This is a genomic window from Williamsia serinedens, assembly GCF_024171725.1.
GTDB lineage: Bacteria > Actinomycetota > Actinomycetes > Mycobacteriales > Mycobacteriaceae > Williamsia_A > Williamsia_A serinedens.
Map to the genome: position 1 here is coordinate 206,868 of NZ_JAMTCG010000002.1, position 22,178 is coordinate 229,045.

The 22,178-nt window shown below is 70.8% G+C and carries 13 protein-coding genes; 9 read left to right on the forward strand and 4 right to left on the reverse strand.

Annotation, left to right across the window (positions count from 1 at the left end):
• Positions 1-6 precede the first annotated feature (6 nt).
• From LX12_RS04500 to LX12_RS04510, 3 genes are all read left to right on the forward strand, one after another.
• Entirely contained in the window at positions 7-1,947 is a 1,941-nt protein-coding gene (locus tag LX12_RS04500) for a galactan 5-O-arabinofuranosyltransferase (protein WP_372504925.1), read from the forward strand.
• On the forward strand, positions 1,944-2,696 hold the full coding sequence (locus tag LX12_RS04505) for an MBL fold metallo-hydrolase (RefSeq protein ID WP_253653336.1): 753 nt from the start codon (positions 1,944-1,946) through the stop codon (positions 2,694-2,696). Before LX12_RS04500 ends, LX12_RS04505 begins: the two co-directional genes overlap by 4 nt.
• Positions 2,697-2,790: 94 nt before the next feature.
• Positions 2,791-4,077 carry an HNH endonuclease gene (locus LX12_RS04510; protein ID WP_253653337.1) on the forward strand — a complete coding sequence of 429 codons (1,287 nt, stop codon included), beginning with the start codon at positions 2,791-2,793 and terminating at the stop codon, positions 4,075-4,077.
• 91 nt (positions 4,078-4,168) lie between these two features.
• Here the strand turns inward: LX12_RS04510 and LX12_RS04515 are convergent, their stop codons facing one another.
• The 3 genes from LX12_RS04515 to aroQ form a co-directional block, all read right to left on the reverse strand.
• A complete protein-coding gene (locus LX12_RS04515) occupies positions 4,169-5,794 on the reverse strand; it encodes a hypothetical protein (RefSeq protein WP_253653338.1) in 1,626 nt (541 codons plus the stop codon).
• Positions 5,791-6,816: a phosphatase PAP2 family protein gene (locus tag LX12_RS04520; protein ID WP_253653339.1), complete on the reverse strand. Its 1,026-nt coding sequence runs from the start codon at positions 6,814-6,816 to the stop codon at positions 5,791-5,793. The genes LX12_RS04515 and LX12_RS04520 overlap by 4 nt, the downstream gene beginning before the upstream one ends.
• Before the next feature lie 162 nt (positions 6,817-6,978).
• Positions 6,979-7,425 carry a type II 3-dehydroquinate dehydratase gene (aroQ, locus tag LX12_RS04525; protein ID WP_253653340.1) on the reverse strand — a complete coding sequence of 149 codons (447 nt, stop codon included), beginning with the start codon at positions 7,423-7,425 and terminating at the stop codon, positions 6,979-6,981.
• An 85-nt stretch (positions 7,426-7,510) separates the two neighbouring features.
• On the opposite strand from aroQ, the gene LX12_RS04530 reads away from it, so the two are divergent.
• The 6 genes from LX12_RS04530 to LX12_RS04555 all read left to right on the forward strand — a co-directional run bounded on the left by LX12_RS04530 (position 7,511) and on the right by LX12_RS04555 (position 21,394).
• On the forward strand, positions 7,511-10,903 hold the full coding sequence (locus LX12_RS04530) for an arabinosyltransferase domain-containing protein (RefSeq protein ID WP_253653341.1): 3,393 nt from the start codon (positions 7,511-7,513) through the stop codon (positions 10,901-10,903).
• A gap of 33 nt (positions 10,904-10,936) precedes the next feature.
• Positions 10,937-14,278, forward strand: a complete 3,342-nt coding sequence (locus LX12_RS04535) for an arabinosyltransferase domain-containing protein (RefSeq protein ID WP_253653342.1) — start codon at positions 10,937-10,939, stop codon at positions 14,276-14,278.
• Complete coding sequence (locus tag LX12_RS04540; protein ID WP_253653343.1) at positions 14,275-17,652, forward strand: arabinosyltransferase domain-containing protein; 3,378 nt, start codon at positions 14,275-14,277, stop codon at positions 17,650-17,652. The genes LX12_RS04535 and LX12_RS04540 overlap by 4 nt, the downstream gene beginning before the upstream one ends.
• Positions 17,653-17,758: 106 nt before the next feature.
• On the forward strand, positions 17,759-18,469 hold the full coding sequence (locus LX12_RS04545; protein WP_253653344.1) for a hypothetical protein: 711 nt from the start codon (positions 17,759-17,761) through the stop codon (positions 18,467-18,469).
• 28 nt (positions 18,470-18,497) lie between these two features.
• Positions 18,498-19,451, forward strand: coding sequence for a cytochrome c oxidase assembly protein (locus LX12_RS04550; protein ID WP_253653345.1), 954 nt, complete (start codon positions 18,498-18,500; stop codon positions 19,449-19,451).
• Positions 19,452-19,519: 68 nt separating this feature from the next.
• Positions 19,520-21,394, forward strand: a complete 1,875-nt coding sequence (locus LX12_RS04555; protein ID WP_253653346.1) for an ABC transporter ATP-binding protein — start codon at positions 19,520-19,522, stop codon at positions 21,392-21,394.
• Positions 21,395-21,400: 6 nt separating this feature from the next.
• On the opposite strand, the gene LX12_RS04560 is transcribed toward LX12_RS04555, so the two are convergent.
• On the reverse strand, positions 21,401-22,177 hold the full coding sequence (locus tag LX12_RS04560; RefSeq protein WP_253653347.1) for a glycosyltransferase family protein: 777 nt from the start codon (positions 22,175-22,177) through the stop codon (positions 21,401-21,403).
• Position 22,178 lies beyond the last annotated feature (1 nt).

Consider the following 22,178-nt stretch of genomic DNA (forward strand, 5'->3'; position numbering starts at 1 on the left):
CGCGCCGTGACCGTCGCGGACACCCGTCGCCCCACCGTCGTGCCGGGCGGACCGCGCCGTCCTCGGGCTGCGCATCTGCGTGGTGCCGCTGCGATCGCCGGTGCCGCAGTCACCGCGGCCGTCGTCGCGTCCGTCGCCCTGGTCGCGATCGGACAGGTCCAGTGGCCGGCCTTCAACTCCTCCAACGTCACCGGCGCGCTGACCACGCTGGGCCAGACGGTCGCCGTCGTGCTGCTTCTGGTGGCGGCGCTGCTGTGGCGGGCGGGGCGGGCCGGTCGCCTCGTGCCGTTGCTGGGGTGGGTCGGGATCTCGGGGTTCGCGACGGTGACGCTCGCGATGCCGCTCGGGGCGACGAAGTTGTACCTGTTCGGGATCTCCGTCGACCAGCAGTTCCGCACCGAGTACCTCACCCGGCTGACCGACACCCATGGGTTGGCGGACATGACCTACCGGGGCCTGGCGCCCTACTACCCCGCCGGATGGTTCTGGCTGGGTGGCCGCTACGCCAACGCCGTCGGGCAGCCCGCGTGGGAGGCCTTCAAGCCCTGGTCGATCCTGACGATCGCGGTCGCCGCGGCGATCGCCCTCGCCCTGTGGTCGCGGATGATCCGTACCGACCTCGCGATCGCCGTCACCCTCGCGACGACCGCTCTCACGATCTACTACGCGGGCCCGGAACCCTATGCGGCCGTACTCATCCTGGTCGGCGCACCGATGCTCGTCGTGATCCTGCACGCGCTGCGGTCGGGCAGCGTCCCCGCGCTCGTGGCGGGTGGACTGTTCCTCGGCGTCAGCGCGACGTTCTACACGCTCTTCACCGGATTGTTCGCCCTCGCAGCCGTTCTGATGGCGGCCTGGCTGATCCTGGACGCGCTGCGATCGTCGTCGAACGCGGCCGTCGCACCGACGGAGATCCGCCGCGACCGCGTCCGCACGACGCTCGCTGTCGTGGCGCGTCTGGTCGGCATGGGGGTGTTGTCCGGACTGGTCGCCCTGCTCGTGTGGGCGCCGTATCTGCTGGCGCGTCTGCGATCCGAGCCGGCCAGCGGTGGCACCGCCGAGCACTATCTGCCCAGTGGCGGCGCGACGCTGCCCGCGCCGATGCTGCAGCTGAACCTCATCGGACTGCTGTGCGCCGTCGGCCTGGTGTGGATGGTCCTCCGGGTCCGTACCCGCAGCGTCGCTCTGGCGCTGGGGATCACCACCGTCGCCATCTATCTGTTCTGCCTGCTGTCGATGGCGGTCACCGCGATCGGGACGACGCTGCTCGCGTTCCGTCTCGAGCCGGTGCTCGCGGTGATCCTGGGTGCCGCAGGCGTGTTCGGCGTGATCGAACTCGCCCACCTCGTGGTCGACCGCCTCGGCGACGTGCGCCTCGGGATCGCCGTCCTCGGGGCCGTCGGCGCGATCGGGCTCGCGCAGGGGATCCCGTCGCACCTGTCGAACGAGATCACCACCGCCTACACCGACACCGACGGGTACGGGGTCCGCGCCGACAAGCGGCCACCGGGCGCGGAGTCGTACTTCCCCCGTATCGACGAGCTGGTCCGGCAGCAGACCGGGCGCCCGCGGGACGACACCGTCGTCCTCACCGCCGACTACGGCTTCCTGTCGATCTATCCCTACTGGGGATTCCAGGGCCTGACCTCGCACTACGCGAACCCCCTGGCGGAGTTCGACAAGCGTGCGCAGACCATCGAACGGTGGTCGAAGATCTCGACGCCGCAGGAGATGATCGCGGCACTCGACGCCTCCCCGTGGGACCCGCCCACGGTGTTCCTGTTCCGCTACAGCGCCGACGGTTACGCACTGCGTCTCGCCGCGGACGTCTACCCCAACGACCCGAACGTGAAGCGGTACACCGTCACGTTCGCGGCCGCCGCATTCGCCGACCCCCGGTTCACCGTGACCGAGGTCGGCCCGTTCGTCCTGGTGGTGCGACGATGACCGGTTCCACGATCGAGACCCTCGACGACGGACGGGGCGGCCACGTCCACTTCGTCCACACCGACCACGTGAACTGGGTCGTGCTGCAGGACCATTCGGGCGTCACGCTGATCGACGGCGGCTATCCGAAACAGGTCGACGCGGTGGAGGCCTCGCTTCGGGAGGTCGGCGCGTCGCCGGCGGACATCCGCGGCGCCCTGGTCACCCACGCCCACGTCGACCACATCGGGGGCCTCCGGGTGCTCGCCGAGCGCCACGGGTTCCCCGTCTACGCCGATCCCGTGGAGGTCCACCACGTCCGACGTGAGTACCTCGAACAGGCGGGTCCCGCCGACCTCGCGCCGCTCGCATGGCGCCCACGCGTCGCGCTGTGGCTTCTCGAGGTCTCCCGGTTGGGCGTACTCGACCGCAGCGGGATCGATGACGCACAGGCGTTCCCGACCGCGGGAGAATTGCCCTTGCCGGGACGCCCGCGACCGGTGGCGTGTCCCGGCCACACCAGTGGCCACAGCACCTATCTGGTCGGCGACGGGCACGTGCTGGTGTCCGGCGACGCGCTCATCACGGCTCACGGCACCACTGCCCTGCACGGACCGCAGTGCCTGCACAAGGCCTTCCACCACGACCTGGCCACGAACCGTGCCTCGGTGCAGGCCCTCGCCGCACTCGACGTCGATGTGATCCTGCCCGGACACGGACCCGCCTTCCACGGGCCGATCGCGGACGCGGTGGCGACGGCCCTCGCGTAGGGGTTGTCCACAGATCTCGCCGGTTCCACAAGTTGCGGGGGTCCCTGCCTGACCGCGGCTGCGGCTGTCGGGCAGCGCCGATAACATCGCACACATGTTCGAGAAGGTTGTCGAGGCGGCTGATCGTCTCGCCGATGCCGTCCGCGAGTGCGAACCGCCCGCGGACGATGACGCGCTGCTGGCAGGGCTACGGGCCGCGGTCGCTGCCCGGAACGCTGCGGACGGGTTGCTGGCCCGGGTGACCGGGGAGATCGAGTGCCACGGGACGGCGAAGCGGGTGGGGATGTCAGTGCGGGAGCTGTTGCGCCGACACGGATGTGTGCCTGCGGTGGCATCCCGGGCGATCCGGCTCGGGCGTGCGGTCGCGCACCTGCCGGCGCTGGCAAGGCATCTGCGGGATGGGTCGATGTCGGGCGAGTACGCCGACGCCGTCGCCCGCGGAGTCCGCCACGTACGCACGCGCACCAGGTCACCGCTCGGGTCGGAACTCGCGACCGAGACCGAAACGGTGCTGATTGGGCACGCCCTGGCCGGGCGGTCGCCGGTGGAGATCGACGACCGGGCGCGGGCAATCGCGCTTCAGCGCCAACCCGAGGTGCACGACGAGGAGGCGGCGACTCCGATTGCTGAAGACACCGCTCTGAACGAGGTGTCGTGGGCGCAGCGCGACGACGGTCGGCTGGCGGGGTCGTTCGACCTCGACGTCGTCGCCGGCGAACGACTGATCTCCTGCATCGACACCGCGTCACGGCCGCGGCCGCTACCGGACGGGACACCCGATCCGCGGTCGGCGAATCAGCGGCGGGCGGATGCGTTCGTGCAAGTTGTCGAGGCGGCGTCCCGCGCCCTCGGGGTCGATGGGCTGGTCGGGTCGGCGAAGACCGAGATCCTGCTGACCGTGCCCGCCACCCACGACGAGTGCTGCGGGGTCACCCCGGCGGGTCCGGCGCATCTGCAGTGGATGGGCAGCGTCTCCGACGAGGCGGTGTCGTTGCTGTCGTGCGATGCCTCGGTCACCCGCATCGCTGTGGATGTCGACGCCGCGCCGATCGACATCTCCCCGAAGGCCAGGTTGTTCACCGGGCGCACCCGCAAAGCCATCGTCGCCCGTGACCAGTCGTGCGTGATGTGCGGCAACCCCGCCTCGTGGACCGATGTCCACCACATTCTGCCGTTCTCGCAGGGCGGGGCGACGACCTGTGACAACGGGTGCCTGCTGTGCCGCACCTGCCACGTCGCGGTCCACCAGCACGGCTGGGAGATCGTCATGGGACCCGACCGCCACCCCTGGATCCGGCCACCAGCCACCGTCGACCCCCGACGCGAACTGCAACCCGCCTACAGTCGGCGAACACTGCGCCTCGACACCATGGCCGCCTGACAACGACTCAGCGACACTACATTTTCCGCACCTGACCGAACGTCAGGACCGCATCAGTACTTTGACAACTCCACAGAGTGGACCGCCGCGGTCACGAGGTACAGCTGGGGGACAGTTCGGCGAGCACGCCCCGGACGGACAGCGCTCCCTGCAGGGTGTAGCGACCGGGCTCGGACGCACGGATGGTCACCCACTCGTCCGACGTCGACGCCAGACACGCTGTGCGCGTGGGGTCCTCGACGCTACGGGCCACCAGGTAGCGATTGGGCCGGATCTGGATGGGATGCGTCCCGGTGTCGGGCACGTCGACCACCATCTCCGAGGGGGTCTCGGTGATCAGGCGCAACGGGGCCGGCACCACCGACGCCGCGTTCGCCACGCGGTAGAGCGTCCAGCCGTCGCCCCTCCAGGTCTCCGACAGGTAGGGCAGACCACGGCGGACCAGCGCCGCTTCCTTCTCGGCCTGCCGTAATGGCTTGTCGGACACCGCGACCCACGACACCGCGTTCTCCGTCAACCACTGTCGGTACGACAGCGGGGTCAACGCACCCTCGGCGTAGAAAATGGGGTTGAAGCGGGCGTCGCTCTGGTTCTCCCATCCGCGTGCCAGTTTCACCAGGGACCCGAGCTCGTGAGAACCGGCGTGGGTGCCGGCGTCGATCAGCTCGACCCGGTGGTTGATGAGGCCGGGTCGCTGAAGCAGCGCGAGCCGCAGCGGGGCGTAGTCGCTCTCGGAGTCGCCCGAGTCGGCGACGGCGACCTGATCGGCGACGGCGACGAAACCCGCGTACGACACCGCCGGCACGAGCGCCACGAGGACGATCACCAGCGATCGTCGCGAGAAGAACAAGACCAGGCAGGGCAGCACGAGACAGAAGAACCGACTGAGGTTGGAGCCGACGCCGTTCGGGATCGCGAACACGACGACCGCCACGGCGATCGCGATGGGCGCGATGTAGCGGTGCGGCGTCGCGGTGAGGGCGATGCCGCTGCCGACACCGATCAGCACGACCCAGAACAGCGTCGTCCACGGGAAACCCTGGGCGCCGGGCGCGCCGAAGAGCGCGAACGGCACCAGCACACCGAGGCCCGCGCCGACGAGCAGTGACCACAGGTCGCGGGACCGGCGGTCGGGGCCGAGGAGGAACGCCACCGCTGCGAGCCCGACGAACGCGGGCGCGAGCGGACTCGCCAGGCCTGCCACCACCAGCAGGACCGCGGCGAGCAGGCTCCGGCCGTGCCCGTACGCGAGCACCGCGGCCAGCGCGATCGCGGCGCCCACCGAGAAGGCCACGCGACCCGACATCATGTTGAGGATCGCGGCGACCACGATGGCCCACGTCGTCATCGTCGGGCGGGCGGACAGGGCCGCGGAGGTCGCACCGGGTCGGAGGTGGGCGATCGGGTGCGCGAGCAGGGCGATCACCAGCGTCGCGATGGCCAACAGGGCCAGTGATCCCACCAGCGCCGACAGGGCGGGGACGATCAGCGAATAGCTACCGGGGCTGACGCCGCCGTACCAGCCGAACCAGTAGCCGAGGCCGACACCGGAACGCGCCGCCTCCTCACGCGCGATCGCGGCCTGCAGGTCGCCGAGGGTCGGTCGCACCACGACGAGAGCGACGGCCGCGACGACGGCCACGAGGAACGGCAGCGCGCGCGTCCAGGCCGGGGGGTCGGACAGCGTTCGACGGGGGATCGTGCCCCCGGTCGTCATCCGAGCTGCGTCGGCGGGACCGTCGGGGTCGCCGGCACCGGGCGGGGTGTTCCGTCGAGTCGATCCGACGGGTCCTGCGGGGCGCACGCGTCGAGGGTATCGGTGCCGGTGGTCTCGACGGGGGCGGGTTCGGTCGGCAGACCGGCCTCCTCCCGCAGCGCGGCGAGTCGACCGCTGACCCGCGCCGCCCACAGACGGCGCACGCCGAACACGATCCCGGCCGCGATCGCCAGCGTGCCGAGGCCCGCGAGAACGTCGAGGACGAAGTGGTTCCCCGACCCCATCACGACGAAGAACGTCGTGAACGGGTAGATGCCGCCGAGCACCTTCACCCAGCGACGACGGGCGAGGAAGACGAGCGCGAGCCCACACCAGGCAGCCCACGCGCAGTGCAGCGACGGCATGGCCGCGAACTGGTTGGAGATCGCGTCGGACCCGGGAGCACCCGACTCAGGCCACCACCCCCACGACGACGTCTGACTCATGACGTCGACGAAGCCCTCGTGACGCAGCAGCCGCGGCGGCGCAGTCGGATACCAGTAGAAGCCGATCAGGGCCAGGCAGGTGGTGAGGATCAGAACCGCACTGACGCGCCGGTAGTACGCCGAGCGCCGGAAGAACAGCCAGACCAGCACCGCGGGCGTGACGATGAAGTGCAGGGAGGCGTACTGCAGTGCGACGACGTCGGCCACGACCGGGGTCTTGTGGACCCAGTCGTTGAGCGGCCGCTCGATCGCGGCGTGCCACCGGTCCTCGAAGGCGAGGATGGAGCCGGCGTTGCGATAGGCCGTGGCAGCGACCTCGCCCACGCTGTTCCGGATCGCTGAGTAGATGGCGTACAGCGCGCCGATGACGGCGATCTCCACCCACCACCGCGGGCGGGAGAAGTAGGTCAGGAGCGCGGAGAGGACGCGGAACCGGGAACGGGTCAACGACGCCTCGACATCGTGCAGGCGGTCGTCGACGGGCTCCGCAACATCACGCGTGCTGCGCTTGTCGCGGGAGGGACGTGCACCCGACATGGCGTCCCTCCGTCGCGACCCTGTGAACATTGCGAGGAATACTAACGGAGGCGCAGGGGCGTCCCATCCCCCACGCGCAGGGGTACAGCGGGTGAACGAGAGCGGCACGGCTGCGCGAACACAGGTCAGGCCAGCCGCGACGGCGACGACCTGTGATCTACGTCACCGGTTCGAAAGGCGCTCGGCCAGAGTCCGGATCGCGAAGTCGTACCCGAGGATCCCGCATCCGGCGATGACCGCGGTGGCGATGGGCGACACGTACGAGTGGTGCCGGAACGGCTCGCGCGCGGCGACGTTCGACAGGTGGACCTCGACGACGGGCACCTCCGGGATCACCAGGGCGTCGGCGAGCGCCACCGAGGTGTGGGTCCACCCGCCCGGGTTCACCACGATCCCCGCGACCGTCCCCCGGGCCTCGTGGACCCAGTCGATCATCTGGCCCTCGTGGTTGGTCTGGCGTGCGGTGAGCTCCACACCGACGTCGCGGGCGGCGCGCTCGGCGACGGCCACCGCGTCCGCCAGCGTCGCGGTGCCGTAGACCTCCGGTTGACGCGTGCCGAGCATGTTGAGGTTCGGCCCGTTCAGCAGCAGGACGGTCGGTGCGGACATGGCACAACTGTAGGGCCCCGCCGTCTGGTTACGATCACCTCTTGTGCCTGATGACCGCCCATCTCGACGACCGACGGGCGACCGCGTGAGGATCGCCAAGGTCGTCGCCGTGGTCGCCGGGCTGCTCGGTTTCGTACTCGCGCTCGCCACCCCGCTGCTCCCGGTCCGACAGACGACCGCGCAGATCGACTGGCCGCAGACCTCACAGTCGTCGCAGTCCGCGGCGACCGCCGCGAACGACCCGGTTCGGTCGGTCGTCGCACCGTTGGTCAGCTACGTGCCCGTCGACATCGAGATATCGGTGCCGTGCTCGGCCGCGACCCTCCTCGGCGCACAGGGACAGTCCGTCCTGGTCTCGACGACACCCAAGGCGGCGGACAAAGCCGTGGAACGCGGCCTCTTCGTACGGCTCTCGGGCCGCAGCAGCGACGCGCTCGACTCCCGCACGGTCGAGGTCGTCGTCCGCAACAACCCGCTGGTGAGCGCGACGATCGCCCAGATGCGCGAGCAGGGCTGCCGGTCGATCGAGGTCCGCGCGACGTCCGACGAGGTGACCGCCCAGTTCGTCGGCATGACCGGCAGCGACGGACAACCGTTGGAGGGCAGCACTTCCGACGGGGACCAACGCCCCCAGTTGACCGGCGTCTACACCGATCTCACCGCACCCCGCTCTCAGCTCGACGGCCTGACGGTCCACGCCACCATCGACTCCCGCTACTCGACGGCGTCGACCGCGCTGAAGTGGACCGCGATCGGTGTCGGCGTCGTCATGACGCTGGTGTCGCTCGTCGCGCTCGCCGTGCTCGACGGCACCGACGGCCGCCGGCACCGCCGCATCTTCCCCGCCCGCTGGTGGCGGTTGAACCCGCGCGACGGGGTTGTCATCGCAGGACTCCTGGTGTGGCACGTGGTCGGCGCGAACACCTCCGACGACGGCTACCTCCTGACCATGTCGCGGGTGGCCGAACATGCGCACTACACCGCCAACTACTACCGGTGGTTCGGGGCGCCCGAGGCGCCGTTCGGTTGGTACTACAGCGTCTTCGGCTGGCTGGCGCACATCAGCACGGCCAGTCCCCTGGTGCGTCTGCCCGCGCTGGTCTGCGGGATCGCTGTGTGGCTCATCGTGTCCCACGAGATCCTGCCCCGCCTCGGCCGCGCCGCCATCACCAACCGCGTCGTCCCGTGGACCGCGGCGGTGGTGTTCCTGGCCTCGTGGTTCCCGTTCGACAACGGCCTCCGACCGGAACCGATCATCTGCCTGGGCGCCCTGCTCACGTGGTGCTCGGTGGAACGCGCCATCGCCACCGGCCGCACACTCCCCGCCGCGGTCGCCTGCACCCTGGGCGCGTTCAGCCTCGCCGCCGGACCCACCGGTCTGCTGGCCGTCGCCGCGCTCGTGGCCGGCGGTCGGCCGATGATCATGTCGATCCTGAAGCGGTCGCGGGTGATCCGCGGCGACGGACGGCGCTCGGTCGCGCTGCTGGCGATGGTGGCACCGATCCTCGCCGCAGGGACGTTCGTCATCTACGTCGTCTTCTCCAATCTGACGCTGACCGCGTTCCTGCAGTCGTCGAAGATGAAGACCGCACTGGGGCCGTCGCTGCACTGGTACAACGAGATCAACCGCTACTCGTCGCTGTTCGCGTTCTCCGCCGACGGTTCGATCGGCCGCCGCTTCGCGGTGCTGCTCATGCTCGTCGGGCTAGTGGTGTCCGGGGCGATGTTGTTCCGCAAGAGCAGGATCCCCGGCACCGCGATGGGACCGACACGACGCATCGTCGGGATCACGTTCGCCTCGTTGGTGTTCCTCATGTTCACGCCGACCAAGTGGACGCACCACTTCGGCGTCTTCGCCGGGCTCGCTGCGGCGTTGGCCGCCATCGCGGCGATCGCGGTGACCGGGAGGGCGATGCGCTCGCCGCGCAACCGCATGCTCGTCACCGCTCTGGTGCTCTTCGTGACCGGCCTGTCCTTCACCGGCCCCAACGCCTACTACTACATCTCCAACTGGGGGATGCCGTACGGCACGCACACGGTGAAGGTCGTCCTCGACCTCGGCAACCTCCTCCTCTACCTCAGTTTCGCCGCCCTGGCGGTCGCCGGCTGGTTCCACCTGCGGGCACCCTGTTCCGCGACCGCGCAACCGGATGCAGATGCAGATGCGGATGCGCCCACGTCGACGCGCAAGCCCCGCACGGTGATTCGCGTGGGTACCACCGCGGCCCGCCGTGCGGGGGGTGCGCCGATCCTCGTGATCGCCACCGCGATCGTCACGTTCGAACTCGTCACCGCGGTGCTGTCCGGCGTCAACCAGAGCGGCTCGTTCTCGGTGCCGTCGTCGAACGTCGACGCGCTGCTCGGCAAGCCGTGTGCGATGGCTGACAAGGTGATGGTCGAGCCCGACCCGAGCGCGAACCTGCTGACGCCGGTCGACCCGACACTGCGCAACCCCCTGGCCGGTTCGGGGACCGTCACCGGCGGGTCCGGCACCGACGAGGAGGACGGCTCGGACAAGCCCCAGCCGTCGGTGACGACGAACTTCACGCCCAACGGACTCCCCATGTCCCTGGACTCCGAGGCCAGCGAGCAGTCGCTGGGTGTGCTCGCCACCAACGTGACGGCGTCGTCGGACGTCCTCACCAGCAGCTCCGGCGGCACCGGCGGCGGCGAGATGGAGAAGCCCGGCGTCAACGGCTCGTTCGCCAAGCTGCCCTTCGGGCTCGACCCCGACCGCACCCCGGTGCTCGGCAGCTACAGCCAGAACGACCAGGCTCCGGCCTCGCTGACGTCGGCCTGGTACCGACTGCCCGCGAAGAGCCCCGACCGGCCGTTCATCGCGATGGCCGTCGCCGGGTCGTTCGACATCACGAAGATGGAACTGCAGTACACGCGCAGCACCGGCAGCCGCGACGGCGACCTCGTCGCCGCTGGATCGGTCGGCATGATCGACCCCGGGCCCAGCCCGTCGTGGCGCAACCTGCGCATCTACCGCAGCTCGCTGCCCGCCGACGCGACCGCGATCCGCATCGTGGCCGTCGACGACAACCTCGCCAGCGACAGCTTCATGGTGTTCAGCCCGCCCCGGGCGCCGCGTGTGCAGACCCTGCAGTCCTACGTCGGCAGCCGCGACCCGGTCCAGATCGACTGGACCTCGGGCCTGGCGTTCCCGTGCCAGCGTCCGTTCGACCACCGCGACGGTGTCGCCGAGGTCCCGAAGTGGCGCATCATGCCCGGTTCCGACCTCTCCGCGGCGGTCTCGGCATGGATGGACGCCTCCGGCGGCGGCCCGCTCGGGTGGATCGAGGTCACCCTCGACTCGACGACCGTCCCGTCCTACCTGCAGGACGACATCGGCCGGGACTGGGGAGCGCTCATCCGCTACACGCCGTACGACGAATCGGTCGAACCGGCTCGGCTGGAACTGGGTACCGCGACACGGAGCGGGCTGTGGAGCCCTGCACCCATCCGGTACTGAGAACCCTGTCGCCTACCATCGGTCCTCGTGCCGATGACCGCCCGACCGTCCGACGACGGGTCCCCCAGCACGGGCGGGATCCGTTCCGCGCGCACCGCACGCCTGGTGGCGGTGGTTGCCGGACTCGTCGGCATCGTCGCCTGCGCACTGACGCCGCTGCTGCCGGTCACCACGACCACCTCGTCGATCTCGTGGCCGCAGGGTCAGCAGCTCGCCGCCGACACCCCGTCGGTCGTCGCACCGCTCACCGCACAGACCCCGCAGACACTCACCGCGACCATCCCGTGCTCGCTGTTCTCGTCCCTGGGCTCGTCGGGCACGCTGCTGGCCACCATGCCGACGGGCGCGGACGGCGCGGCGCAGAAGTCGCTCGTCGTGTCGGCGACCGCGCAGACGGCGACGGTCTCCTTCCGCGGTGAGGTCGCCGCGTCGGCGTCCCGCGCCGCGATCGCGAGCCCGCAGTGCCGATCGCTGCAGATTGTCGTGTCCCCCACCCGTACCGGCGCACAGTTCGTCGGGCTGGGGCCGGCGACCACCGTCACCCCGGACAAGCGTCCGCAGGTCTCGGGCATCTACTCCACGCTGAGCACGCCCCGCGTGCAGGCCGCCGTCGCCCAGGGTCTCCGCGTCGACGTCGGCGTCGACAGCCGCTTCGCGAGCACGCCGACGGTCCTCAAGCTCCTGGTGATGATCGTCGGGATCGTCGCGGTCGCCCTGGCGTCGATCGCGCTCGCCCGCCTCGACTGGCTCGGCGGCCACCACCGACGCGTCGGTCTACGGTCCTGGCGGCGGGTGCTCGCGCCGCGCGCCAGCGACATGGCCGTCACCGCCGTCATGATCGTGTGGCTGTTCCTCGGGGCCGGGACGCCCGACGACGGCTACATCCTGACGATGGGCCGCACCGCGGGCGCCGCCGGCTACCTCGGCGACTACTACCGCTGGTTCGACATCCCCGAGGCGCCGTTCGACTGGTACTACAGCTTCCTCGGTCACTGGTCGTCGGTCTCGACCGCCGGGCTGTGGATGCACCTGCCGCAGTTGATCGCCGCGCTCGTGTCGTGGTTCGTGCTCAGCCGGGTGCTGCTCCCGCGCATGGGAGCCGCGGTCCGCCGCAGCGGCTGGGCCATCTGGGCCGCCGCGGCGCTGTTCGTCGCGTTCTGGCTGCCCTTCGACAGCGGCCTGCGCAGCGAACCGATCATCGTGACGGGCTCCCTGCTGACCTGGTGGGGCGTGGAGCAGGCCATCGGCACCCGACGGCTGCTGCCCGCCGCGCTGGCGACCTTCGCCGCGGGACTCACACTCGCGCTCGCCCCGCACGGCGTGATCGCGGTCGCCGTCCTGATCGTCGGCGCGCGACCCATGGTGTCGGTGGTGCTGCGCCGCCGGCGCGAGGTCGGCTGGGCCGCACTGGTCTTCCCGATCGTGGCCGCCGGCCTGCTCACCCTCGTCGTCGTGTTCCGCGACCAGACCCTGGCCACCGTGTACGACGCCGTGCGCATCCGGTTCACCGTCGGACCGTCGCTGAGCTGGCACGAGGAGTACTTCCGCTACTTCTTCCTCACGGTGAGCACCGACGACGGGGCGCTGACCCGCCGCGTCCCCGTCCTGCTGCTGCTGGCCTCGCTGTTCATCGTCCTGGCGGTCATGTTGCGCCGCAGGCGGATCCGTGGGATCGACCCGGGCCCGGTGTGGCGCGGCATCGGCGCCGTCGGGGTGACGCTGATCCTCTGGGTGTTCACGCCGACGAAGTGGACCATCCAGTTCGGCATCTTCGCCGGGATCGCCGCGGCGCTGGCCGCCGTCGCGACCGTCGCGATCGCCCAGTCGGCTGCGCGGTCGTCGCGCAACCTGATGGCGCTGGTCGCCGGTCTCCTCTTCGCGCTGGCCGCGTCGATGGCGGGCAAGAACGCATGGCCGTGGGCGTACGACTTCGGGATCTCCTGGTTCGACCGCGCACCCGTCCTCGCCGGCATCCAGGTCTCGAGCATCCTGCTGGTGCTCGCCGTGGTCGCATCGGCCGTGGCCGTCTACCTGCACCTCCGGCTCGACTTCACCACGCATCGCGGCATGGTCCACGACTCCTCGTCCACGGTGGACGCCCCGGTCGACACCGCCTCGCGCGCCGACCGCCGTCGTCTGGTCCTCGCGTCGTCGCCCATCGCCGTGATCGCGATCGTCATGGTCGTCGCCGAGCTCGCCGTCTTCGCGAAGGCCGCTGTCGCCCGGCCGTCCTTCACCGTCGTCTCCGCCAACCTCGACGCGCTGCGCGGCAACACCTGCGCGATGGCCGACGACGTGCTCGTCGAGCCCGACGCGAACGCCGGCACCCTCGTGCCCGCCGACGGCCGGTCGGCGTCGCAGGCACTCGCCGGCACCGACCCGGTCGGCTTCACCCCGAACGGGGTCGCCTCCGACCTCTCGCCCGAGGGATCGCAGTCGCGGCCGGGACAGATGAACGTCGCGGGCATCGTGCAGAACCCTTACACGGTGCTCGGCGGATCGCCGGGGACGCTCGGCGGCAACGGTCCGCGCACGGTGAACGGGTCGACGGCCGCGCTCCCGTTCGGTCTCGACCCGGCGCGCACACCCGTGCTCGGCAGCTTCGGCTTCGACTCGGGCAAGGCCTCGCTCACCACCGACTGGTACCGACTGCCCGCCCGCGGCAGCACGCCGCTCATCGTCGTGACCGCGGCCGGCGCCATCGCGTCTGTCGACGTCGACGGCGTCGGCGAGTTCGGCCGGTCGCTGCAGGTCCAGTTCGGCACCACCGGACCCGACGGGCAGTTCACGCAGGTGGGCGCCCCGTTCATGCCGATCGACCCCGGACCCGAACCGCCGAATCGCCCCTGGCGCAACCTGCGCGTGCCCACCGCGGTCATCCCGCCCCGGGCCGACGTGATGCGACTGGTCGCCGTCGACGACAACCTCACCTCGGACCAGTGGCTGGCGATCACCCCGCCGCGTGCCGCCCAGCTGCGGACGCTGCAGGACGTGGTGGGCAGCAACACCCCGACTCTCGTCGACTTCACCGTCGCCCAGCAGTTCCCGTGCCAGCGGCCGATCGAGTCACGGCACGGCATCACCCAGGTGCCGCGCTGGCGCATCCTGCCGGACCGCATCACCGCGCTCTCCCAGTCGAAGACGTGGATGTCGTCCGACGACGGTGGCGTGCTGGGCATCTCGGAGGGGACCACCACCCCGACGACGGTGCCGACCTACCTGCGGGACGACTGGTACCGCGACTGGGGGTCGCTGGAACGACTCACCCCGCTCGCACCCGACGCCCCGACCGCCGTGCCCACCCTCGGTGAGCAGAACCGGTGGGGCTGGACGCGCGAGGGATCGCTGCGTGTCGTGAGGTCCGACGACTCATGAGCACCCCCGAGCCCGACGGCGACGCCGCGACCACCCCTGAGAACACCGAGGGACGCACTGTGACCACCACCGAGAGACCGCCGGCGCCGCCGACGTCCGCGCGACGTCTGCGCATCGTGCGTCTCGTCGCGGTGGTGACGGGTCTGCTCGGGGCGTTGCTCGCGATCGCGACACCGCTGTTGCCGGTCAACCAGACCACCGCCCAGCTCACCTGGCCGCAGCAGGGCGTGAACGCCGTCGCCGCACCGCTGGTGTCGTTCGTGCCCATAGACGCCGAGGTGGCGGTCCCCTGCTCGACGGCATCGCGTCTGCCGTCGTACGGCGGCAACCTGCTGTCGACCATCCCGCCGGCCGGCTCCGACGCCTACGCCCGCGGCCTGTTCGTGTCCGTGACCTCCGACCAGATACAGGTCACCGACCGCAACGTCGTGCTGGTCAACACGCCGCGCGCCGCCGCGCAGTCGAACCCGGACTGCCGGATCGAGATGCAGCTGACGGGCACCGGCACCCGCGCGCAGATCGTCGGTCTCCCCGACTCGGCGCAGGGGCAGCTGACCTTCTCCGTCGGCGACCCGAACCTGCGCCCGCAGATCGTCGGCATCTACACCGACCTGCCCCAGTCGACCCCGACGACCGGACTGTCGGTGCGCGCCACCATCGACACGCGATTCGTCACGACGCCGACCACGCTGAAGTTCACCGCGATCGTGCTCGGCATCGCCATGACGCTGGTGTCGCTGATCTCGCTGGGCATCCTCGACGCCGGCGACGGACGCCGGCACCGCCGCTTCCTGCCCGCCGGGTGGTGGACGCTGCGACCCGTCGACGGTGTCGTCGTGGTGACGCTGGCCCTGTGGTGGTTCCTCGGCGGCAACACCTCCGACGACGGCTACAACTTCACCGTCGGCCGCGTCGCGGACGAGGCCGGCTACCCGATCAACTACTACCGCTACTTCGGCGTGCCGCAGGACCCGTTCGGCTGGCACTATCAGGTGATCCGGGCCATGACTCACGTCAGCCTGGCCGCGCCGTGGATGCGACTGCCCGCCTTCCTCCTCGGCCTCCTCGGCTGGTGGCTGCTCAGCCGCGAGGTCATCCCCCGCCTGGGTCGGACCGTGCGGCACTCGACGCCGGCGGTGTGGACCTGCGCCGCGGTGTTCCTGGCCATCTGGCTGCCGTTCAACAACGGTCTCCGTCCCGAACCCGCGCTGGCCGTCGGCGCCCTGCTCACCTGGTGCGCGGTGGACCGGGCGATCGCGACCGGACGCTTCCTGCCGCTGGCCACCGCGACGGTCATCGCCGCGTTCACCCTCGCCATCGCGCCCGGTGGTCTCATGGCCGTCGCGGCACTGGTCGCCGGCATCCGACCGCTGGTGAAACGGCTCGCCCGCCGACGCCGCCGCGACGGCCTGCTGCCCATCCTCGCGCCGATCCTTGCCGCCGGGACGGCGGTCCTGTTCGAGATATTCGCCGACAACACGCTGTCGGGCGTCATCACGAGCTCGAAGGTCGCGAGCGCGGTCGGCCCGACCCTCGAGTGGTGGCAGGAACCGGTCCGCTACTACTACCTGCTGCTGCCCAACCAGGTCGACGCCTCACTCGCCCGCCGGTTCGGCATCCTGACGATGTTCCTGCTGCTGGTGTTCGTGATGCTGATGATGCTGCGTCGGCGGTCGCCGAAGGGCATCGCGCGAGGACCCGTATGGCGCCTCATCGCGGTCATCCTCGGCACCGTCTTCATCATCTCGTTCACCCCCACGAAATGGACCCACCACCTCGGCGTCTACGCCGGCATCGCGGCCGGCCTGGCCGCCGCGGCGGGCGCGATGGCCGCCCCCGCGGTCCTGCGACGCCGTCGCAACCGGGCGTTCCTCGTCGCGGGGTTGTTCTTCGTCATGGGCATCGCGTTCGCCGGGATCAACGGCTGGTGGTTCGTCGGCACCTACGGGGTGCCGTGGCGTGACCGCCCACCGGCCATCGCGGGCATCCGCCTCTACTGGGTCCTGCTCGCGCTCTCGGTGGTGGCCGCGCTCGTCGGCCTCTGGCGACACCTGCGCGACGACCACGTCGCCGACGCCGTCCGCACAGGCGACGCCGGCTCGACGACGCGGACCCGCCTCGCGGGCGCGGTAATCCCCACGCTCATCGGGCTCGTCGTGATCTTCGAGGTGCTGACGATGGTGAAGGGCGCCGTCGCGCAACGGGACAGCTTCTCCTGGGCCAGCTCCAACGCCCGCGCGCTGACCGGTGACATCTGCGGCATGGCCGACGACGTCCTCGTCGAGACCGACCCGAACGCCGGGTTGTTGTCCCCGGCACGCGTCGCCGGCCAGTCACCGACGACGTCCCCCGGCGACGCGCTCGCCGGGTCCGGCGCGTCGGGGTTCACCCCGAACGGCGTGCCGAACGACCTGTCGGTCGACACCACCCAGAGCAGCGACAGCACCGGCTCGACGACGAGCAGCTCCACGAACACCACCGCGGGCTCGGCCGGGTCGTCGGACTCCGGTGCCGACGAGTCCAGCGAGGCGGGAACCGGTGGCGGCCAGGGCGCCCGCGGCGTGAACGGGTCGACGGTGCGGTTGCCGTTCGGGTTGTCGCCCGACCGCACGCCCGTCTTGGGCAGCTACGGCGGACCGGGCGGGTCGTTCTCCACCGACTGGTACCAGATGCCGCCGCGCACCTCCGACGCCCCGCTGCTGACGGTGTCGGTCGCCGGATCGGTCCAGGCGGTCAACGGGCTCGGCATCACCTCGGCGGGGCAGACGGTCCGCGTCCAGTACGGGCGCGTCGACGCCGACGGCACCGTCGTCCCGATCGGGCAGCGCACCCCGATCGACGTCGGCGAGGCCCCGACATGGCGGAACCTGCGGTTCCCGCTGTCTGACGCACCGGCCGGCGCCTCGGTGGCGCGCCTCGTCGTCGCCGACGCCGGGGGCGGCACCGACCAGTGGGTCGCGGTCACCCCGCCCCGGATCAGCACGCTGACGACGCTGGAGAAGGTCGTCGGACGCACCGACCCCGTCCTCATCGACTGGGTCCCGGCGTTCGTCTTCCCGTGCCAGAAGCCGATGGGGGTCCACGACGGTGTCGCGCAGGTACCGCTGTGGCGCATCCTCCCCGACGCCGGGGCCACGCGGCAGAACAGCCAGACGTGGATGTCGGGCAAGGCCGGCGGTCCTCTCGGCCTGACCGAGGCGATGCTGCGTCCGCAGCTGCTCGCGACCTACCTCCGCAACAACTGGGGCAACGACTGGGGCTCGTTGCAGCGCTTCTCGCAGATCGAGCCGGCGTCGACGGCCCGGCTCGACCTGGGGACGGCCACACGGTCCGGTCTGTGGGACCCCGCCCCCATGCGATCGATCGGATATTGACGCACGCACCACCTGTGACCTGCGGTAATGACCACCACTCACGATCAGCTGTCTGCTATCTTCCGTGATCGAATCGAGACATCGGTTCGTCGGAAGTGAGGTGGAGATGGCGGACGACTGGGATTTCGAGACCGCCCGCGCGGCACTGCGGGAGCAGGTGGCCCGCCGCTCGACCACCCCGCGGACGCCCGCAGGCGCGGTTCTGCTGCGTCACCGTGTCGCGACCACCGCGGCGCTCGCGGCCGTAGCGAGCGCTGTCGTCGTCGGCTCCTGGTGGGCGGCGGCGGGCGGTTCGGTGCGATCGACCGCCATCACGTCGGATGCGCGATCTGTCAGCGGGCCTGCAGCCCCCAGGCCGGGTTCACTCCCGGCACTGGCCACCGTGGGGCCGATACAGCTGGTGACGGTGCCGGCGCCCGGCGGCGGATGGGTGCAGGTCGTGGTCGGCCCGGTGAGCACGACAACCGTCGGCGGCAGCGTCGTCGTCGACACACCGACCGCCCGGGGTGGACCCGAGACGTGGCAGACCGTGGCTCCGGCCGAGAACGTCAGCCCGGCACCGGTGGTTGCGGCGCCGGCACCGGCGCGGTCCGGCGGTGGTCCGGCCGCCACCCCACCCCCACCACGGACGACGACGCCGGCATCGACCCCGCCGCCGGTGCCCGTCCCCACGACCGACCCGGCCGTCCCGACACCGGTCGAGCCGTCGCCGACCACCCCCACCCCGCCGGTCACCCCGGACACCCCGCCCGCGGTCGACCAGACCGGTTCCGGCGCAGCGCAATCCGGCGAAACGGGCGGATCAGACACACCCTGAGCGGGCGCATACTGGGAGCGTGATGTCGATGCAGCGCCCCGACCTCCTCACGGACTGGACCGTCACCTGGGTGTGGTGGGCCGTCATCGCGGTCGCCGTGGTCGGGTACGCCGTCGGAGTCGTCCGGGTGCGCCGCTGGCCGGTCGGGCGCATCGCAGCGCTCGCGGCCGCGGTCGTCCTGCTGGTGGTCGTGCTGAACTCGCCCGTCGCGGCGTTCGCCCACCACCTGTTCTCGGTCCACATGATCGTGCACCTGCTGCTGATCATGGTGATCCCGCTGCTGTTGGTGCTCGCGCAGCCCATCCGACTCGCGGTGGAGGCCTCGTCGGAGGCCGGTGCCCGTCGGATTCGCGCCGTCCTGGGCTTCCCGGTGACCCGGTTCCTCACCTCCCCGGCGTTCACCGTCCCGCTGTACGCCGCGGTCCTCGTCGGCACCCACCTCACCGGCTTCCAGCAGCTGATGAGCGAGAACATGGCCGTCCACGAGGCGGAGACGGTCCTCTACCTGGTGTCCGGGTACCTGTTCCTCCTGCCCTGCATCGGCACCGAGATCAGCGGCCACGAGCTGTCGCACCCGGTCCGCTTCGTCACCCTGCTGATCGCGATGGGTCCCGACACGCTCGTCGGCGTGGTGCTGATGCTGACCGGCACCGAGATCGCCCCCGCGTACGCCGCGTCGCGGATGGGCTGGGGTCCTGATCCGCTCGCCGACCAGTCGCTGGCCGGCGCCATCATGTGGTTCGGCGGCGACGGTCTGATGATGTGTCTGCTCCTCGTCGTCGCGGCCCAGTGGATCCGCAGCGACCGCACGCGGGACCCGTCGGAGCCACGACGCACCTCGTGGCTCGACAGCGCCCGGCGCGAGGCCACGATCGGTGACGGTTCCGGCGGTCCGGACTCCGATCTCGACGACGACGAGGCCGCGCTCGCCGCGTACAACGCCCGTCTGCGCGAACTGCACGGTCTCGACCGTCGAGGCTGACCGCGACCGATCGTGGCCCACGCCACGCACCGAGCCGCTGCCCACGGCGTCTGGAACACTGTCGAGTCATGGGCAGGGGAACCACGGGAAAGGCTGCGGCACCGGACTCCGACGAGCCCCGCACGCGCCTGCTCTGGGAACTCATCCGGCCCCGCCTCCCGCTGTTCGCACTGGCGACGCTGGCCGGACTGATCGCCACCGGGGCCCGCCTCGGCACCCCGCTCGCCACCAAGCACATCCTCGACTCGGTCAACGGCAAGGCGACCATGACCGGACCGCTGAGCATCCTCGTCGCACTGGTCGCGGTCGGTGCCGTCGCGCAGTGGTGGCAGATGGTGACGCTCGGCCGTCTCTCCGAAGGCGTCGTCTACGACGCCCGCCGCCGGATGAACCTGCGGTTCCTCTACGCGCGGCTCACCCCGCTGCAGAAGAGCCCCGTCGGCGAGCTCGTCACCCGCGTCACCTCCGATTCGCTGCTGCTCCGCGACGCCGCCTCGTCGAGCATCGTCGGCGGCGTGAACGGGATCGTGATGCTGTTCGGCGCACTGGTGATGATGGCGATCCTCGACCTGACGCTGGTCGCGGTCACCATCGGTGCGGTCATCGTGGTGGTCATCCTGTTCGGCCTGCTGCTCCCGGCGATCGCGCAGTCGCAGGAGCAGGCCCAGGCCGCGGTCGGTGAGCTCGGCGCCGAGCTCGACGGCAGCCTGCGTGCCATCAAGTCCATCAAGGCCGCGACCGCCGAGGAGCGCGTGCGGTCGCGTCTCGACGAGATCGCCGAGCGGTCCAGGGATCTCAACATGAAGGCGGTCCGTCGCCAGGCTCTCGCCATCACGACCTCGTGGACGGGGGTGCAGGCCGCAGTTCTGGTGATCCTCGCCGTCGGCGCCGTCCGCGTGGCCGACGGCGCGATGACGGTCTCGACGCTCGTCGCCTTCCTGCTCTACGCCTTCCAGATCGGCGACCCCATCGGACAGCTCAGCACCAGCCTGACCGGCCTGCAGGCCGGTCTCGCCGCGGCCCGGCGGATCCGCCAGATCGACGCGATCCCCTCGGAGTCGGAGCGACCCACCGCGCTCGGTCCGCAGGTCCCGTCGATGAACGATGCGGACCATCCGGTCGGGGACGGCTCCGGGATGCTGCTGCGGGGCGTGCACGCCGCGTACCCGGGCGGCGACCCGGTCCTCAACGGGATCGACCTGCGCATGCCCAACCGGGGGCACGTCGCCCTCATCGGCCCGTCGGGCGCGGGCAAGACGACGCTGCTGTCGCTGCTGCTGCGCTTCCTCGACCCGGACAGCGGTGAGCTGCGGCTGGGGACGACCGCGTACCACGAGGTCCCCGCGTCCAGCACCAGGAACCACTTCGCCTACGTGGAGCAGGAATCACCCCTGATCCCCGGCACGCTGCGGGAGAACCTGCGGCTCATCAACACCGAGGCGACGGACGCCGAGATGTACGAGGTGCTCGACCGTCTCTCGTTGAGCGGCATGGTCCGAGACCTCCCCGGCGGCCTGGACGCCGAGATCTCCTCGACGTCGCTGTCGGGGGGACAGCGTCAGCGCGTCGCGGTGGCCCGCGCCCTGCTCGCGCACCGCCCGGTCCTGCTCCTCGACGAGGCCACGGCCCAGGTGGATGCGTTGACCGAGAACGCGATCCACGACGCCATCGTCGACCACGCCCGCACCGGGCTCGTCATCACGATCGCCCACCGACTGTCGACCGTGGTGGACGCCGACATGATCGTCGTCCTGCAGGACGGCCACCTGATCGCCCAGGGCACCCACGACGAACTGCTCGACTCCAGCCCGCTGTACCGGGATCTGTTGTCGGCGTTGCGGATCCCGACGGAGTCCGGCGACGGGTCCGTCGCCCGGCTGACGCCGGTCGATGTCCCCCACCGGCTGGGACGGCACCGACGCGTCGCCCACGGGGAGAACTGACCCGGGTCAGCCGTGTTGGTCGGGGGTCCGCACCAACGTGTCGACGACGCGGTGCGTGCCGAGCTCGCGCCGCTCGATGACCGGGGGGAAGGCTCGTGACCGCCAGTTGCGGCCGTAGAGCGTCTTCATCGCCCGGGTCATCGACTTCATCGCCCGCCGAACGTATCTCCCGTCCATCTCGCGGACCGTCCGACGGCCGAGATGGTTGATGAAGCTCGTCTCGGTGCCGTACACCCCGTATCCCGCGTCCTGGGCGCGCAGGCACAGGTCCAGGTTCGCGCCCCACGCATAGGACCCGAAGCTCCGCTCGTCGAGCTCCCCGACGTCCCGCCACGCGTCGCGGCTGATGGCCATCGCCGTGCCGTCGACGATCGGCGTCACGCGGTACACGTCGCGGGGCGTGTACTCCTCCGCCGGGCCGGCGTAGTCGCTGAGCACGGCGAGGTGGGCGCGGTCGTCGTAGACAGGGGCGACGACACCGGCGTCGTCCGGGAGTCCCTCGGGCAGCACCCCGTCGACGAATCCCCGGGACAGGCGGACGTCGTTGTTCAGGGTCATCGCCCAGTCGTAGCCCTCCGCGAACGCCAGGCGCAGAGCGAGATTGGAACCGCCCGCCCACCCCAGGTTCCGGGGCGGCGTGACCACCTTCTCGTCACCGACCGGTTCGTAGTCGCCGCGGTTGTCGACGATGACGAAGTCCATCCGCTCGCGCGTCAGGTCGTGGACGACGTCGTGGGTGAGCTCCTGCTGCCCGTAGACGGGTACTCCGACCAGCATGGACATG